Below are 16,659 nucleotides of genomic sequence, written 5' to 3' on the forward strand. Positions count from 1 at the left end.
GCGGCGGAGGCGCTCTCGACACGCGCCTGGGTCCGCGCCCTCGCCGGCCACGACCTCGCAGCAGCCCTGGCCGATGCCGACGCGGCGGTCGCCGGCGCCCCGCAGCTGGCGGAGGTGCACGACATCCGCGGCCTGGTCCGGCTGCGGCGCGACGAGCCCGCCCAGGCGCTGGGCGACTACCAGGCGGCCCTGAAGCTTCGGCCCGCCATGGTCAGCGCCCTGTTCGGCCGCGGCCTGGCCGAGAAACGGTTGGGGAATGCGGCCGCCCAAGAAGACCTCGACCACGCCGCGGCGGTCGACCCGAAGGTGGCCGGAAACTTCGCGCGCTACGGCCTCTCGCCCTGAGCCCCAACGCCGCGCCCGCGCCTTCTGTCTTGGCGCCGTGACGTTGCGCGCCTAGTCGTTGCCGCGGGAAGGGGCGCGGTAGAATCGGCATGGGGCTTTGGTCATTCCTGCGAGGTCTGTGGCCCTGGCGAGCCAGGCCACAGCCCAGTCAGCCGTCGCATCCGGGACCGCCGCCGGAAACCGCGCCAGAAACCGCGCCGGCAGCTGCGCCCGAACGCGAGCTTCCGCTTGCCGAGGAGGCCGTCGCCGTCGCGGCGACGGTCGAACCGGCCGAGCCGGCGGCGACCGAGCCTCCCGTCTCCGAGGAGGATGAGGAGCAGGACGAGGACGGCGGCTGGGAGGACGAGGACTTCGAGGATCCGGACGACCCCGATCCGTTCATCAGCGGCGCGGCGCCCGAGGCCGACGACGCCGATCTCAAAGAGCGCCGCGCGGCCGCCCGCGCAACGGCGCTTTCGGGCGAGCAGCGCATCTATCTTTCCATGCCCGCGGGCCCCGGCAGTCTGGCCGAGGCGCTGGAGCAGCTCGCGACGGAGGGCCTTGTGACGGCCGAGTTCGTGGGCGACGGCGAGGACGCGCCGCACATCCTCTACCGCCCGGTCTGACGCTCAGCGGCGATCTCGCAACTGCAGGCCGCATGGACGTGGCCTGCGACCGCCAGGCCCAAAAGGAGCGCTCCGGCTGCGGCCAGGATCCGGACCTTCACGGCTGTTCCCCTTCGTTCCGATGCACGAAGGCTTGGCTATCGATGCGATCAACCGCCGCGCAGCCGCGGGCGTTCCCGCGCGGCCTGCGGCCGGTCATCGCCGGCGGCTGAACTAGAAGGCCAGGGCCGCCGCGGACGCCGTGATCTGCGTCAGCATCTGTGAGAAGTCCGTCGTCTCGTGGTCGACCAGGACGGCGTATTCCGGATCGTCGCCGGCCCGCCGCGCCTTGCGCACCCATTTGCGGCCGTTCGGCGGCTCAGGCAGCGCGTGGGCGAAGCTGCGCACCTCGTAGACCCGGCACGTGGCGTAGCAATTCCAGCGGTAAGTCTCGCCTTCCCAAATGAAGGCGCCATCGTAAGGTTGAAACGCAGCCAAGGCGCCACCTCCCCACTTGTTGCTTAGCGCAAACTCTGGACAGGCGGGCGCGCACGCCCGCCGCGACATTTGGCGGCAAAGCGTCGCGGTTGGCAACAGTCCTGGCTCGGTCCGGCGCGCGGAGGCTGGAGGACCGGTCGGAAGCGCTACGACAGGCGGCGCTTTGGCCGCGGGGTGTTCATGCCTCGGGCGACGTCCTTGGCCACCGTCTCCGAGACGTGACGGCTGACGATCTGCCCAGTCGCGGTGTCCACGACCACGTACTGGGACGGCACCCAGGACGAACGGCCTTGCGAGACATAGCGGGTCATGAAAGCCCCTTCTCTACCCCCCGGCGAGCCGCCGGGAATCGGCGGTGTCTAATGAGGATCGCCGCCGCAGGGTTCCATGGGCATCCGACAAAGGGTCGCATTCGACGCCTCTCGCCACGACGCCTGTTTTTTCAGCAGCGCGCGGCGGCGCTTGCGGCGGCGCCTGGGTAAGCACCACGCCGGCCAGCGGCGTGCGCGTGCTCTTGAGCAGATCGACCGCCGCGGCCACCGAGTCCTTCGGCGTCCTTCCCCACCGCGTGACGAACAGGAAGGCGTCCACGTGCGGGGCTATGTGCCGCGTGTCCGCCACGGCGAGCAGCGGCGGCGTGTCGATGAAGATGTAGTCGAACCGCCTTCGCAGCACGGTGACCAGCTCGGTCATCATGGGCGAGGAGAAGACGTCCTTCACGACCGCCTTTCGGACGAGCTCCAGGTCGTCGGATGCGGGCAGGACGTAAAGCGGGGTGAAACCGTCGAAATAGAGCCCCTCGTCCAGCCTCGCCCGCCCCGACATCACCTCCAGCAGACCGACAGCGGCGGGCTTGCGCAACTCCGCCGAGGCGGAACGGCGGCGCAGGTCGAAGTCCAGCAGCACGGTCCTGTGGCCGCGGAGCGCGCTGGTCCGCGCCAGCGCCACCGAGCAGGTCGTTTTTCCGTCTTTCGGGACGGCGGAAGAAAGCGCCACGACCCGCGCCCCGGGACACTCGCGCAGGAATGTCGCGTGAAGGTTCTTGAACGAGGCGGCGAGCGCCGGGTCGTCGTACTCGACCACGGCCGCGGACGGATTGAGCCGGCTCGCGCGCGCCTGAGCCCTGGGGATCGCGCCGAGGTACGGCAGGCCCGTCCACCGCTCGACGTCACGCGACGTCGACAACCCCCGAACCAGCAACTTCCTGAGGAAGGCGACCACAGACTTGCCGACCGTTCAGCGCAAGCGCGCACGCGCCCGCAGGCCGGCCATCAGCCGAAGACGTCCAAGACCGCATACGCCTGCTCGCCGCCGCGTCATGATCGTCGCCCCCGTTCGAGCGCGAGACTTGCGGCCCGTGTTCGGCGCAAGTCAAAAACAACTCGACGCCTGCGGCGAGGGGTCGCGAGATATAACCTTTGACAATATGAGTTACTGTAGCGCCTTCACCACCTTGAATTGTCGAAACCATCCCGCTTGAGGCGCGATCTAACCTCTATCATAATTTCAAAAGCCCAATGCTGAGCTTGTTCTGCATTCGATCGCGCCCATAGGGCCCGCCCCGCCAGCGGGGATGCGCATCCAACTAGTCCTCGGGCGCGATCCGCACTTTCAAACCATCCAGCTCATCGGTGAAGGGAATCTGGCAGGACAGTCGAGAATTCGGCTGCCGGCGGTCGGAGCTGTCCAGAAGATCATTTTCGTCTTCGCTCATCTTGGGTAGCAAGTCCGCGAACGCCTCGTCGACATAGACGTGGCAGGTGGCGCACGACAAGCACCCTCCGCACAAGGCAAGCAGTTCGTCGAACCCGGCGTCTCGGATGATCTCCATCACGGAGCGGCCAGCCGGCGCCTCCAGCGGGGTTTCGCCGCCAGCACGGTCAGTGAGCAACAACTTGGGCATCAAAATAGCTTCCCGTTAGCACTGTTGAGCAAAAACGCTGGCTGAGGCCGTCACGCCTCGCCACGATCCTCCCCGCACGGACGCATGTCGTCCGGCCAGGCGACCGATCGGCCCGTTTTGAGATCCACGCAAACCAGCACCACGCGTGCACAGAAACGCTCCTCATCAGCACAGCGCACCTGAACGGCCAACTCCATGGACGAGCGTCCAATGCGCACGACTTCCAGAAAAAAATCAAGAAGGTCACCAAGTCGGCTTGGCGCCTTAAAATCACAATTCAGCTGAACTGTTGGCAAACCAAGACCACGCTCCAGATGTATGGTCTTGAAATCGGCCGCCGTCCTCCGAGCGAACAATTCTTCGACGGCCGCGTTCAGCATTTCAAAGTATCTTGGATAGAACACAATGCCAGCGGCATCCACATGCGCGAATTGCACGCGTTGCTGGGAAACGAATGGCAAATGAGCCCCCTATCTGAGCGACTGAGACTTTGACGTTCGCCGGAATTCGACCGAGATTCTCGGCGCGCAACGCTGCATCAATGATGGATGGGAGCCCGCGCACGCGGCGGCGATCCAGACCGCCCGAGTGGCGAGCACTGCTGCGAGGCTCACAACGTTTTAGGCCTAAAGCAGATTGCCAGTGCGCGCAAGCTTACATGACCGCGCCAACCGACGGGCCACGCCGGTAATAATCGACAGCCGCGCCTTGGCGTGGCGATGAGGACCGCGCCACGGTTTGCGCGAGGTGGACGTTTCGCACGGCGCCGCTCGTGAGCGCGACGGCCTGGCCGTCAATAAGGGAGCTGGACATGTCGGCCACCGTTTGTTGAGTACGCCTCGCAAGCTCGCGCACGACACTTGCAAATGCAAGTTTTTTCCGAGGCGGAAACCGAGACCATGGCAGAAGATTTACGCCGCTTCGGCGACCCGGGATCAGAAGACTTCCGCGTTGATGTCTATCCCTTTTACCTGCTGAACCGGGCGGTCAGTCGCTACAATGTCGTCATCGAGGCGCAACTGCGGGCGATTGAGATCGACATTCCGAGCTGGCGCGTGATCATGATCCTCGGCGAACGCTCGCCCCTTCCCGTCGCCCAAATCGCAAAGCTCGCCGTCATCAACATCTCGACGCTGGTCCGGCTCGTGGAGCGCATGAGCAAGGCCGGCCTGGTCAGCAGCAGCCCGTGTCCGGACGACGGACGCGTCACCCAGCTATCGCTCACGGAGCTTGGTCGCCTGAAGCTGGTGGAAGCGCGCAAGATCACGGCGCCGCTTTATCGCAAGCTGATCAAGGGCTTCTCTGCGAGCGAATTTGCCAAGCTCCTGGAGATGCTCAACCGACTGCATGACAACCTCAGCTGAAGGCGAGCTTGACTGACCGCCCACCCGGATCAGCCGCCGACCTCCGCCGATCGGAATCGAAGTGACACGAATGGCAAAATCTCGGAAAAATGCGAATACCTTCTCAGATCACGTCGGGTCAGATACCCGCCTGCATCGAATATACGAGATGCCCGGCCACCTCATCCGCCGCCTTCACCAGATCGGCGTCGCCATATTCATGGAATCGACGAAGGATATTGGCCTCACCCCGATACAATATGCGACATTGACGGTGGCGGACAGTTATCCCGGCATCGATCAAAGGCGCCTATCTGAACTCGTCGCCTTCGATCGGTCGACCATCGGCGACGTCATCCATCGGCTGGAACAGCGTGGTCTGCTCGCACGCGTCAGCGGCGTCGATCGCCGCACAAAGAATGTGAGTCTCACGCCTGAAGGCGGCAAGGTTCTCGCAGCCATGGACGATCTGGTCTTCCAGAGCCAGCTTCGGATCCTCGCTCCCCTTTCCGACGGCGAGCAATTGATCTTCATGTTCCTGCTCTCGAAGTTGGTGAATCGGAGAAGTGAGCGGCTGCCGACGGCGTTGCTGCATTCGGAGCATGGCGCGACGCACGACCAGATGATCGGCTTGCTGCAGTCGGCGTTCCGGCGGCCCGTCGAGCGCGGGGCCGACGACAAGGCGTGAAGGCGGGCCGTCAGCGTGTAGCGCTGCGGGATAGCCGGCGGCGCCGCGCATAGCACGACGTCCCGACAACGCCCGGGACATTTACGAGGTATCCCTATCATTTGCCCGCGGATTCGGGGATCGGTCGCGCGCCACGCCTCGACGCCTCAACACACATGCGGTTGCGTCAATCCTTATATCTATTTGATTTTTATCGCTTTTCATAAATTTTCACTTGAGGCCGGGCTAGTGGGATCTGGCGCACGGAAAGCGCGTTGACAGCCAATCTGTTAGTATGCCTACTATTTGCCTCGCAGCGCCCGCCGCTGCGGAGTGCAGAGCCAGGTGCAGGGTGATTGACTTTCCCATCTTCAAGGCTGCGGCTGTACAGGCCGCGCCTGTTTTCTTGGACACGGCGAAGACCGTCGACAAGGCCTGCAGCCTCATCCGCGAAGCTGCTGCGAACGGCGCCAAACTGGTCGCGTTCCCAGAGGTCTACGTCCCCGGCTACCCTTACTGGAATTGGATCGTCCCGCCGCCGGAGGGAAGCCGTTGGTTTCGCAGGCTCTATCAGGCGTCGATCGCGGCGCCGGGCCCGGAAGTCGATCTCTTGGCGGCGACCGCCCGCGATTGCGGCGTCGTGGTGGTCATCGGCGTAAACGAGCACGATCCCGAGCGGATCGGCGCATTGTACAACACCATCCTGGTCATCGGCTCGGACGGAACGCTTTTGGGGCGCCACCGCAAGCTCGTGCCGACCTGGGCCGAGAAGCTGACCTGGGCCGGAGGGGACGGCTCGTCGCTGAAGGTGCACAAGACCGCCGTCGGGCCGCTCGGCGTGCTCGCCTGCGGTGAAAACACGAATACGCTCGCCCGGTTCGCCCTTCTCGCCCAAGGCGAGATGGTGCACGCGGCGAGCTACATCGCCCTTCCGGTCGCGCCGCCCGACTACGATATGGCCGAGGCGATCAAGATTCGAGCGATGGCGCACTCCTTCGAGGGAAAGGTGTTCACCATCGTGTCATGCTCGACCATTTCAGAAGAGATCATCGCCGCCATGTCGTCGGCCCGCGCTGACGCTCGCTCGCTTCTGGAAAGAAAGCACAGCGCCTTCAGCGGCGTTATCGGACCAGACGGACGACTTGTCGGCGCCCCGCTGATCGATGACGAGGGCATCGTCTACGCAGACATCGACCTGACGCGCTGCATCGAGCCCACCCAGATGCACAACATCACCGGCCACTACAACCGTTTCGACATCTTCGATCTGCGCGTGAATCGCCGCCCGCAGACCGCGGTCGCCTGGGAGGGGGAGGTCGCACCGCCCCCCTTTGGCGGCCCCCCTCCCTCTCACGAACCCGGAGGCGAACCCAATGCGTGAGGATGTGATCGGCCGCGCCAACGTCTCCGATACGGCCGAACGGGCGGCCTACTACGCTCGGCTGAAGGCGCAGGACGCTTATGCGCTTTGGACCGTGGCCAACGAAATTGAGCCTTGGTTTCCGCAATCGCCGTCCACGCCGGTGGTGTGGCGATACGAGGCGCTCCGGCCTCTGGTGCTGGAATCCCTCAGCATCGTAAGCCCCGAAGAGGCCGGCCGTCGCGTCGTCGCGCTCGAGAATCCCACGCGAAAAGGCGCCTCGGCCTGCGTCGGCTGGCTCTACACCGGCCTGCAGGGAATGCGGGCGGGAGAGAGCACCTCCGCCCACAGACACGCCGCGGCCGCATTGCGCTTCATCATGGAGGGAGCTGGCGCGTACACCGTGGTCGACGGGCGTAAGGTCACACTCGGTCGGGGCGACTTCGTGATCACGCCGGCCGAGACCTGGCACGATCACGGCGTCGCCGCCGAGGGCGAGACGTCGATCTGGCAGGACGGGCTCGACATGCTGCTTGTCAATCAGCTCGAAGCAAACTTCTACGCCGTCCATCCGGACATCGTGCAACAGCCGCGCGGCGCCACCAATGATTCGGTGAAGCTTCACGGCGGCCCAAACCTGGCGCCCGTCATGGCGCCGTGGGAGCATCGCTATTCGCCCTTGCTCAAGTACGAGTGGAGCGCGACCTACGACCGCCTTTGCGAGGCGGCGGAGGTCTGGGAAGGCACGCCCTACGACGGCGTAATCATGGAGTACACCAACCCGCGTTCGGGGGGATCGGTGATGCCGACGCTCGGCGCCTACATCCAGCGACTAGCCCCCGCACAGCATACGAAGGCGCATCGCCAGACCGGTTCCTACGTCTACAACGTCGCCAAGGGCGCCGGATATTCGATTATTGACGGCAGACGTTTCGACTGGAAAGAGCGGGACATCTTCGTTGTACCGTCGTGGTGCGCGCATGAGCACGTAAATTCGTCGGCAACTGAAGACGCGGTCCTGTTCTCCTTCACGGACCAACCGGTCATGAAGGCGCTCGACCTATACCGAGAAGTCCCGATTAAAGACAACGGCGGATTTCAGCTCGTCCAAGAGCCTCTTACCTAAACTTGGAGTCAGGCGTTGCGTCTCGTCACCTACCGAAAAAACATTGAAGCTGCGGCTCGGCTTGGCGTTCTGATCGACGAGGCGGTCCTCGACGTCGAGGCGCTCGGGGCAGCGCACGGGGTCGCGCTGCCGAACACGATGCTCGGCATTATCGACGATCACCTCGGCGCGCTGCCGGCGCTTCGGGATATTGTGGGCGCCGGAGCGCCTTGGCCGACCGAGACGGCCGCCCCGCTGGCTAATGTTCGCCTGCTCGCGCCCATTCCGCGGCCGCGCAAGAACATCTTCGGCATCGGCCTGAACTATCGCGCGCATGTGATCGAATCCGCCGGAAGCCTCGACACCAGCCCGGACGCTCCGAAGCAACCGGTCATCTTCTCAAAACCCCCCACGACCGTCATTGGCCCGGGCGAAAGCATTCAACACAACGGAAAGATCACGCAGCAGCTCGACTGGGAGGTCGAACTTGCAGCGATCATCGGAACGACGGCGACGCGCATACCGGTCCAGTGCGCCCTCTCCCACGTTTTCGGCTATTCCGTGATGATTGACATGTCCGCCCGGGACAACCGACGCAGCGGTCAGTGGATCTATTCCAAGGGCATGGACACCTATGCGCCGTTTGGGCCGTGCATCGTCACCGCCGATGAAATTCCTGATCCGCAGAATCTTGATCTCTGGCTGACGAAGAACGGCGAGATCAAACAGAAGAGCAATACGAGCTTCATGATCTTCGACGTGGCGACTTTGATCTCCGACATCTCGCAGGGGATCACGCTTGAACCCGGCGACATCATCGCGACTGGAACGCCAGAAGGTGTCGGCGCCGGCCGTACGCCGCAGGAATGGCTGTGGCCGGGCGACGTGATCGAGGCCTGCGTCGAGTCTATCGGCACGACCAGGCACCCCATCGTGTCCGTCTAAGCCAAGCTGGCCGCAGTAGATCATCGAGAGGCCTTATGACCACACTCCGCGTGGGCCAGATCGTGCCGTCTTCCAACACGACGATGGAGACGGAAATTCCCCTGATGTTGCGTCGCCGCGAGTTGATCGCGCCGGAGCGCTTCACGTTCCATTCCAGCCGCATGCGAATGAAGCGCGTGGTCAAGGAAGAGCTCGAGGCCATGGACGCCGAAAGTGACCGGTGCGCCGTCGAGCTGTCTGACGCCAGGGTGGACGTGCTTGGCTACGCCTGTCTGGTCGCCACCATGAGCATGGGACTGGGCTACCACAGGGTTTCAGAGCAGCGCCTGCACCAGCGTACGGTCGACAACGGCGCGCCCGCGCCGGTCGTCACCAGCGCCGGAGCCCTGGTCGATGGATTACGCGCCCTGGGCTCGAAGTCTGTCGTGGTGATCTGCCCCTATATGAAGCCGCTCACCAAGCTCGTGGTCGACTACATCGAACACGAAGGCGTCATGGTCCGGGATTTCGTGGCGCTCGAGATTCCCGACAATCTCGAGGTGGCGCGGCATGACCCCGCGGAGCTGGCGAACATCTACAAGCGGCTCGATCGCAAGGGGGCCGACGCCATCGTGCTGTCGGCCTGCGTGCAGATGCCGTCGCTGCCCTCGATCGCGCGAGTAGAGGCCGAAGCCGGCGTTCCCGTGGTCTCCGCAGCGGTCTGCACAACCTATCGCATGCTAAAGGCGCTGAACCTATCGGCCGAGGCGCCTGGGGCGGGCGCCCTGCTCTCCGGGGCGTACTGACCACCCTCAGGCCCGCCTGCCAGAGGTTACTTTCCGCTCGCCTCTGCGTCGGTGGCGATGGACGTCTTCAGCGTCGCCAGCAATTGGTACAATGCGGCGAGTTCCTCACGCGGCATCCCGGCGAAGGCCGCTTCGATCCAGGCTCTATGGGCCTGAGCGAGAACCGCGAAATGCGCTCGCCCGCTGGCGGTCAGGGCCACGATCGAAGCGCGCCCGTCGTCCGGCGCCGGGCGCGTCGCAACAAAACCGGCGGATTCGAGCTGGCGGACGAGCGAGGTCACATTGCCGTTCGAGACCAGCAGCGAACGCGAGAGCTCTCCCATGGTCGCGCCATCAGGAAAACGCTCGAGCGTCGCGAGCACGTCGAAGCGCGGCAGGGTCGAATCGAACTTCTCTATGAAGCCACGCCGTAGCCGTTTCTCGATGATCATCGAGCAACTGAGAAGCCGCAGCCATACGCGCACTTCCATGCGGCCGACCAAGGCCCCATCGTGTTTCTCGCGAATTTCCACGGGGGTCGGGGCTGCCGCAGCGGCGCGTCCCGCGCGCGGCCGCCTCATGCCGATTCTCCGATGAAATGGTCGCCGCAGCTGGCCGCAGCGCGCCTCGAGGACCGCAAATGCGTTCTAGAGCCCGTCCCTGCGGAGTTGGGCGCGTGACCCGCTGATTTCAGCATGGACCGGAAGCTGACGACGGCATCGCTCCGCACCAGGGCGCGGCATCCACAGGGAAGATTCATGTTCCTTCAGGGCTAAAGCATCCCGCCGGCGGGCGCAAGTCCCGTCCGCGCGTATGCGGCCGCACGTGACCTCGTCCGCCTCGCAGCGGGCAGCAGATGAGACCCCTGGCCAGTCGCCGAGAGCTCGTTCACGCCTGTCATGGCGGCACGTTATCGCAGTCATTGCGACGCCAGCCGGCCGAGGTAGCGGTCGCTCCCGGGCTCGAGGCGGCCAAGTCTGCTGCTCCATCCGCTCCCGTCTTCGCTTCGCCCCTCCCATTCGTTCTTGTGCATTTTTGCCACACGGCCGTTTCGCCGGCTTTTAGGCGCGTGCCGAGCGCAAACTTTCCGCAGAACCGAAGCGGACCTCTATTCTCGCGTCCGGTTCTCCTGAGACGAGGAAGCGGTCAAGCGCCGCGAGATCCTCCCGTATGGGGCCGACAAACTCAACCATGCGATCTTCGGGCCGAGGTCGGCTCACATCGTCCGCCCGCCCAAGCAGACGACGCCAGAATGCGCCCCCCTGGCGGGGCGCGGCAGCCCGCATCTGACGGACAGCGCCCACCATGAGATGAGGGCTGTCCCAGGCCTGTCCGCTGAAGACCAGGAACGACGTCTCGAATGCGGGACCCACGCAATCCTCTCGCCACGTGAAGGACAGCCATTGCCGCCGTCCGTCGAGCACGCGGGTCACGTCCCACGCCCTTCCGCGGAATTCCGCATCGCGCGCCGCCAAGGTCCACCCCGAGCCTTCGAGTTGCGGCAGAAGCTCGGACCTGAAAGCGTCCGCCAGGCGCAAGTCCGGCGATGGCCGTCGCCGCCCGCCGGCCGGCTCCAGGATCTTCCATTCCACCGGCAGCGGCGCCTCCGGATGATAACCGCACAACCGCTCGCTGAGCCGCACGGGCGCCTCGAACATGTAGTCGACGTCCTCGAAACCGTCCCCGGCCTGTTCGGCGACAAGCTCCGCCCGCACCTGCGCAAGCAGCCCCGGCGGTTCGCCTTGGACGGTCACGTTGTCCAGGCCCCGATCCGGGTCGTGCGTCACGGCCCAGGCGGGCGCGCCGTCCTGGAATGCGCCCAGCTGGCTGAACATCACCCGGTCGTCCATCTCGCCGCCGAGCGCCAGCGTTCCCGCTGAGGCGCGCGGCAAGAGCCGGTCTAGATCGAGCCCTTTCCCCCAGGACGCGATCACCACCCAACTCTTCGGCAAGACGGCGCAGGCCACCGGGACGTTCAGCTCATCGCTCGACAGACCGGCTTCAACGAAGCCCAGCCGCTCCAGCAGATCGACCTTGTCCACCCCCTGTACGGCTAGCCAGTTGAGATTCGCGCCCATCCCGCCCCCGCACATGTGAGTTCGCGTCACAGCCTGCGCCAATCCTATCTGCAAGCCCGCGCGACGGTCAAGAACATTACGAGAACAAACGACCAGGTCCCTGGTGCGCGTGTCGCGTCAGTTGCCGGGCCGACGCCTCGGGACCTGACCGGCGGATGTCCCCAGCAGACCACCGAGGAACTCGCCCACGTCGTGCGGCAGGAAGTGATAAATGAGGTAATTCGGTCCGTATTCGGTCTGCGCCTTTGTCTGGTTCGGCCGCAGCCGAGCGTGTTCGCCGAACTTGTCTTCGAAGAACCGCGCCGCGTCGTGAGTGACACCGTCCACGACCGTGCCCCTCTTGGCGCCGGTCACGGGTAGCGTGGGCCGTCCGGGCGCTCGCTCCATGTGGTTGATGGCGCTGCGGATTCCGCCCAGTGTCTCGCCGAGACGTCCCTTCTCTCGCCGGGGCAACGCGGCCGAACCTCGCCGGCCGGCAGCGCCCGCGGCGGCGGCGGCCACGCGGCCCGCCATGGCGCTCCGCCCCATGTCGGAAAGCGAAACAGGCCTGCCGTGCAAAAGGTCCTGCGCCGCTGTGGTTAGAGCCGATCCCACAGCTCCGGCCTTGGCGGGATCGAGCCCCGGGAACGCCGCCCCGACCGCGCCGCCGAGCGCTGCGCCAACCGCATCCTGCCAGTCGGTGTTGCGGCGCGCTGCGGCGTCGACGGCGGTCTGCACGCCCATTCCGGTCAAACCGCCAACGCCAAGGCGCGCAATCAACTCGCGCCCGCTGATCCCAGCCGCGCCAGGGATGCGCGCCGGGACCAACGGCCCGGGTCCTGCGAGACTAAGCAAGAGCGCGCCGGCTTGCCCGAGTTGTTGGGCCCCCGGCCTGTGGATTGCATCGTAGGCGTCGCGGGTGCGTTCGTTCGCGAGGTTGGCCTTGAAGCTCTGCTCGTAGTCCAGCCCAGGGCGGGAGGAAGGCAGCGCGTTCAACTTGGCCGAAACATAGTTTGCGCCTCCGAATGTGGAGGTATTTGCAAGACTTCGAGCCGCCGTGTCGGCCTGCAGAACGCCTTCGCGCAAAGCGCCTGTCAGCCCCCCTCCAGTACGCCTGGCGTAGGGGCGTGTAGGGCCGGCGGCGATCCTCGCCGCGGCGCGAGCGCGCTCTTCAGCCTCGAGTTCCTCGCGGATCCTCTGGTTCCGGGCGATTGCCTGTCGTGGGGATTCCGGCATGCATTCTCGTTCGGCGCTCCCTCGCGACGCGCCGCCTCCGTCTAGGGAGGAAGGCCACCGCGGCCTTCCTTCCCGACAGAGTCAGAGGCGATTTGCACCCCCGCTCAAGAACATAAGGCGAACATTTGCCCCTGAGTGCATTAGGCTTAGCCCGCTCCATTGTCATCGACGCGCCCGAGCCGGATCAGCCCTCCCGGTAGCCGTCGACCAGGTAGTACCCCGATCCCTCGTCAGCAGGGTGAACTTGATCAGTTCCTCCATCACGTCGACGACCCGGTCGTAGTAGGCTGACGGCTTCATCCGCCCAGCTTCGTTGAACTCCTGGAAGGCCTTCGCGACGGAGGACTGGTTCGGGATGGCGATCATCCGCATCCAGCGTCCGAGCAGGCCAGGGTGTTCACCGCATTGAAGGACTGCGAACCGCCGCACACCGGGCTGGTCCAGGTCTTCAACGTCGCCGCATCGAAACGGCCAACTGGTGTCGCGCTCGATCGGCGCTACGACGGTCGCCTGCGAGACCTCCCGCGCGAGCACCTCGCGCGCGCCGAACCAACTCTTCAGCGCGCGCAGCACGTCGACCACCATGCACCTGGCCCGCCGCGACCTGATCGCACCGGACGAAATCATACGGCTGGGGAATCAGTTGCTGGAGATCCTGCTGCAACCCGGCCTGCCGCCGATATGGGCGTGGAAAGTACGCCACTATGCCGACCCGGAATTCGCCGGGCTGTTTGCGTCGTAGTCGATGGCGTTCATAGGGGAAGTGAGCAGGCCATGAAATCTCGGAACTTAGCTGGACGCGTCAGCATCGACGAACTTTGGCCGAGCCGCGGCAGGGGGCTAAGCCGCTACCGCGGCAGGGTCGCGCTGCACGGACGCCGGGGATGAACCTGTGATGGAGATGGCTGGCTCCGCCGGTCTGCAGCCGCGGCGCCAGCCCAGCTGCGCCCAGCTCCAGCACCCCCCCCAAAAAAACCGGCGCGCGGGGCCGCTCAACGCCCTGCGGTAATAGCTTGCAACGGTCGCGGGGTTCGCCCCCGGCCATTTCTGCGCCCCGCATCATGTCCTCACCCGAGCGACCCTGCGGCGCGGAGCAGCTATGACGGCAGAAACCGGCGTGGCAAAGATGCGCTCTCACCTCCTTCCGGCGCTCGTTTCGGCTCTGGCTATTCCCATCGCAGCGCAGGCGGCTGAGCAGTTCGACCTCGTGTGCCAGGGTCAGTTGATAGACGAAGGCGGCGTCACCAACACCGAGCAGCGGTATCGCATAGACCTGTCTTCCCGCAGGTGGTGCAATCACAATTGTTCGGAAACGCGTCCAATTCTAGACGTGACGAAAGACAGAATTATCTTGCGACATTCAGTGGGCAAAGGGACGCTCAGGTCAGTTTCGTCTGACGAATACATAGATCGAACAACCAACAGCGTGTATGCTTTTGATGAAGGCCCCCATTTTGGGTCAACATTCAAGGGGAGCTGCGCCGTCGCGCAATTCAGTGGTTTCACAAAGCCAGGCCACTGAACGCCTGCCAATGCGAGATTTCACCCGACACGCCGGCATTGCACGCGAGCGAAAATAGGCCCCGCCACGACGGGGCGGGGCCGAGTTCGCACACCGTCGGGGGATAACGAGGCGGCATCGCAGCAAGCATTCATCAGCGGGCCATGGCCGCCCGCTCTCGCATATGATGCCGCCCATGCGTCGAAACCCAACCATCAGCGCGGCGGGCGCTGTTCGCGAGCGATCAAGGCTGGGTGCCTTGATGAATCGAGCATCGGGCAAACACCGGATGACGGACGAACCCCGCCGACGGTACGCCTCCCGTTTTGAGGGCATCGGGATTCTCACCGCCCACATTCAGGTGTCGGCGCGCGCGACCTGCGATTACAGGGTCTGTAGTGTGGATAGCAGAGACACAACCTCGGAGGAGACCTCCATGCGTGCTCTTCTGCTCGCCCTCGCGATATCCAGCAGCTTGGCTGTTGGAGCGCCGACTTTCGCCCAGACCTTAACCGTGAACCCGAACTTTAGTATCGACGTCACCGGCTTTAGCGGCGATGCGAACACTTTGCCCACCGCGGTGTCCAACATCGAGTCCATGGTTGGCGGACGCGTGGCCGCCATAGCCTATAACAACGTCGCCGGTACTCCAGGCTACGGCGTCATCCTGACGCAGGGATCGAACGTCAGGCTCATGCGGATCGACAAGCCGGGCGGCCAGGCGGTTGACATCAGCCAGGCGTCGACTCCGTCGTGGATGTTGAACTGGCGCAACCAACGGCGCGCCGCTGCCGTGGAGGCGGCCAAGGTTCCGCTGGCAGACGCTATCCGCACCGCCGAAGCACAGGAGGGCGCACCGGCGGTCGTGGCCGGCATCGCGAGAAGCGCCTCCAACCCGACCTCTGACGTCCACGCCTACATGGTCGGGCTTCTGAAGAGCGGCGCCCTGCACCCGGTCGCAGTTGACTCGAAATCGGGAATGGTGATCGCCAACCCCGAGGCGCTGACTTGGTAGGGCAAAGGTCGGGGCGCCCAGACACTGCGAACGACCGCTCCTCAACTGAACAGGCGCTCTGCCAGCGATGTCGTGGGTGCAGCCAGCCAGGCTGCACTCACACCTTTCCTGCCGCCTGCAGGATCGCCAGTTGCTTGTAGCACTTGACGAGCCCTTCCCGCGCGCCCGCAGCATTCCCCAGAGCTGGGTGAGCGTCAGGTCTGTTCGGTGAATCTGATCGGTGTGCGCATAGGCGATGGATCCCGAAGACGTCTGCGGCGAGCCCGGCAGGAAAACGGCGTGCCAGTCGCCCTCGGCCTCCAACAGCACCAAGGGCCCAACCGGCGTCGGTGGGGACCAGGACGACCGGCACGTCGGTCGTCATGTGAGCCGACGTTTCGCGATCGGGTGATACCCCGACCTGGCGGAACGGTCGCTTGCGTCGCGCCGGCGCCCACGATGGGACTTTCTGGCGCCGCCGACCATTCAGGCGACATTCGCAAGGGCCGCTCACGCATTGGAAGCCCGCCCCGTCGAAAGAATTGAAATCGGCCTGGAACCTAGGCGTTCACCTGATTGTCCCCGCTCTGCGAGCGCAGTAGTGCACGCGGCCGATGCTTTAGATCGATCCGGTGCGAGATCTCTGGCGACATGAAGCTCGCGACAGGAATCATCGCGGCGGCGCTGGGATGGGGTGCGTTCGACGCCCGGGCTGCACCGCCACCGGCGACCACCGCTCAACCGGGCCCCGCGCAGGTCGAGCCCAAGGCGGTCGACGCGCTCACCAACATGAGCGCCTATCTGCGGTCGGTTCCAGCGTTCCAGATCGACCTGCGAACCCAGCGCGACGATGTCGATGTCTACGGGCAGCTGATCACGCTGAGCGGAGAGGCGACCTACAAAGTCCGCCGCCCGGACGTGTTCGCCATCGACCTGAAGCTGCCGAGCCTGGCTCGACAGTACGTCGATGACGGCAAGACGGTGACCCTCTACGACCCCGGGACAGGGTACTACGGCAAGTTCCCGGCTCTCCCGACGGTCCGCGCCAGCCTGGAGCGCGCCGAGACGTACGGGGCCACGGTGCCTCTGGACGACCTCTTCACCTGGACCGAGGGCGACCCCCGGGCGAAGGCGCTGACCTCGGCGCATTTCATCGGCAGGGATCGGCTCACGGGTCAGGACGCGAACCACTACGCCTTCCGCCAGCCCGGGGTCGATTGGCAGATCTGGATTGCTGACGGAGACAAGCCAATGCCGCTGCGCGTGATCCTCGTCGCCAGCGACGACCCCGCCCGGCCCAAGTTCCAGGCCGACCTAGCCTGGGACACTGCTCCGAAGTTCAGCCCGGACGCGTTTG

Annotated in this window: 18 protein-coding genes and 2 pseudogenes; 11 read left to right on the forward strand and 9 right to left on the reverse strand. The window is 64.9% G+C overall.

Annotated elements, in window-relative coordinates:
* Positions 1-345 (forward strand): annotated as a pseudogene (locus tag VJS38_RS04205) (hypothetical protein); the annotation flags it as partial.
* 89 nt (positions 346-434) lie between these two features.
* The gene (locus VJS38_RS04210; protein WP_324086899.1) at positions 435-950 is read left to right on the forward strand and encodes a hypothetical protein; all 516 of its coding nucleotides are present in this window, start codon (positions 435-437) and stop codon (positions 948-950) included.
* Positions 951-1,163: 213 nt separating this feature from the next.
* Here the strand turns inward: VJS38_RS04210 and VJS38_RS04215 are convergent, their stop codons facing one another.
* The 5 genes from VJS38_RS04215 to VJS38_RS04235 all read right to left on the reverse strand — a co-directional run bounded on the left by VJS38_RS04215 (position 1,164) and on the right by VJS38_RS04235 (position 3,791).
* A complete protein-coding gene (locus VJS38_RS04215; protein ID WP_324086900.1) occupies positions 1,164-1,427 on the reverse strand; it encodes a hypothetical protein in 264 nt (87 codons plus the stop codon).
* Between the two features lie 146 nt (positions 1,428-1,573).
* A complete protein-coding gene (locus tag VJS38_RS04220) occupies positions 1,574-1,738 on the reverse strand; it encodes a hypothetical protein (RefSeq protein ID WP_324086901.1) in 165 nt (54 codons plus the stop codon).
* 13 nt (positions 1,739-1,751) lie between these two features.
* Positions 1,752-2,612, reverse strand: coding sequence for a CpsD/CapB family tyrosine-protein kinase (locus tag VJS38_RS04225; RefSeq protein WP_324086902.1), 861 nt, complete (start codon positions 2,610-2,612; stop codon positions 1,752-1,754).
* A gap of 400 nt (positions 2,613-3,012) precedes the next feature.
* Entirely contained in the window at positions 3,013-3,330 is a 318-nt protein-coding gene (locus VJS38_RS04230) for a 2Fe-2S iron-sulfur cluster-binding protein (protein WP_324086903.1), read from the reverse strand.
* Between the two features lie 50 nt (positions 3,331-3,380).
* Positions 3,381-3,791 carry a thioesterase family protein gene (locus VJS38_RS04235; protein WP_324086904.1) on the reverse strand — a complete coding sequence of 137 codons (411 nt, stop codon included), beginning with the start codon at positions 3,789-3,791 and terminating at the stop codon, positions 3,381-3,383.
* A 405-nt stretch (positions 3,792-4,196) separates the two neighbouring features.
* On the opposite strand from VJS38_RS04235, the gene VJS38_RS04240 reads away from it, so the two are divergent.
* From VJS38_RS04240 to VJS38_RS04265, 6 genes are all read left to right on the forward strand, one after another.
* Positions 4,197-4,694 (forward strand): MarR family winged helix-turn-helix transcriptional regulator, encoded by a 498-nt coding sequence (locus tag VJS38_RS04240; RefSeq protein WP_324086905.1) that lies wholly within the window; start codon positions 4,197-4,199, stop codon positions 4,692-4,694.
* Positions 4,695-4,842: 148 nt separating this feature from the next.
* Positions 4,843-5,361, forward strand: a complete 519-nt coding sequence (locus tag VJS38_RS04245; protein WP_324086906.1) for a MarR family winged helix-turn-helix transcriptional regulator — start codon at positions 4,843-4,845, stop codon at positions 5,359-5,361.
* A gap of 331 nt (positions 5,362-5,692) precedes the next feature.
* Positions 5,693-6,721 carry a carbon-nitrogen hydrolase family protein gene (locus VJS38_RS04250; RefSeq protein ID WP_324086907.1) on the forward strand — a complete coding sequence of 343 codons (1,029 nt, stop codon included), beginning with the start codon at positions 5,693-5,695 and terminating at the stop codon, positions 6,719-6,721.
* Positions 6,714-7,826, forward strand: a complete 1,113-nt coding sequence (locus VJS38_RS04255; RefSeq protein ID WP_324086908.1) for a cupin domain-containing protein — start codon at positions 6,714-6,716, stop codon at positions 7,824-7,826. The genes VJS38_RS04250 and VJS38_RS04255 overlap by 8 nt, the downstream gene beginning before the upstream one ends.
* A 15-nt stretch (positions 7,827-7,841) precedes the next feature.
* Complete coding sequence (locus VJS38_RS04260) at positions 7,842-8,750, forward strand: fumarylacetoacetate hydrolase family protein (RefSeq protein WP_324086909.1); 909 nt, start codon at positions 7,842-7,844, stop codon at positions 8,748-8,750.
* Positions 8,751-8,785: 35 nt separating this feature from the next.
* Positions 8,786-9,535: a hypothetical protein gene (locus VJS38_RS04265; protein ID WP_324086910.1), complete on the forward strand. Its 750-nt coding sequence runs from the start codon at positions 8,786-8,788 to the stop codon at positions 9,533-9,535.
* Between the two features lie 26 nt (positions 9,536-9,561).
* Here VJS38_RS04265 and VJS38_RS04270 read toward each other — a convergent pair whose 3' ends face one another.
* The 4 genes and pseudogenes from VJS38_RS04270 to VJS38_RS04285 all read right to left on the reverse strand — a co-directional run.
* Positions 9,562-10,095, reverse strand: coding sequence for a MarR family transcriptional regulator (locus VJS38_RS04270; protein WP_324086911.1), 534 nt, complete (start codon positions 10,093-10,095; stop codon positions 9,562-9,564).
* A gap of 480 nt (positions 10,096-10,575) precedes the next feature.
* Positions 10,576-11,592, reverse strand: coding sequence for a hypothetical protein (locus tag VJS38_RS04275; protein ID WP_324086912.1), 1,017 nt, complete (start codon positions 11,590-11,592; stop codon positions 10,576-10,578).
* A gap of 117 nt (positions 11,593-11,709) precedes the next feature.
* Positions 11,710-12,567, reverse strand: a complete 858-nt coding sequence (locus VJS38_RS04280) for a hypothetical protein (RefSeq protein ID WP_324086913.1) — start codon at positions 12,565-12,567, stop codon at positions 11,710-11,712.
* A 424-nt stretch (positions 12,568-12,991) separates the two neighbouring features.
* Positions 12,992-13,238, reverse strand: a pseudogene (locus VJS38_RS04285) (arsenical resistance protein ArsH); the annotation flags it as partial.
* 47 nt (positions 13,239-13,285) lie between these two features.
* Between VJS38_RS04285 and VJS38_RS04290 the strand changes: the two are divergent.
* From VJS38_RS04290 to VJS38_RS04300, 3 genes are all read left to right on the forward strand, one after another.
* Complete coding sequence (locus VJS38_RS04290) at positions 13,286-13,549, forward strand: type IV secretory system conjugative DNA transfer family protein (RefSeq protein WP_324086914.1); 264 nt, start codon at positions 13,286-13,288, stop codon at positions 13,547-13,549.
* Positions 13,550-14,744: 1,195 nt separating this feature from the next.
* A complete protein-coding gene (locus VJS38_RS04295; protein ID WP_324086915.1) occupies positions 14,745-15,323 on the forward strand; it encodes a hypothetical protein in 579 nt (192 codons plus the stop codon).
* A gap of 630 nt (positions 15,324-15,953) precedes the next feature.
* Positions 15,954-16,659, forward strand: a 706-nt coding sequence (locus VJS38_RS04300) for a DUF2092 domain-containing protein (protein WP_324086916.1), incomplete at its 3' end; no start/stop codon positions are given.

This window comes from Phenylobacterium sp. (genome assembly GCF_035276905.1).
Lineage (GTDB): Bacteria > Pseudomonadota > Alphaproteobacteria > Caulobacterales > Caulobacteraceae > Phenylobacterium.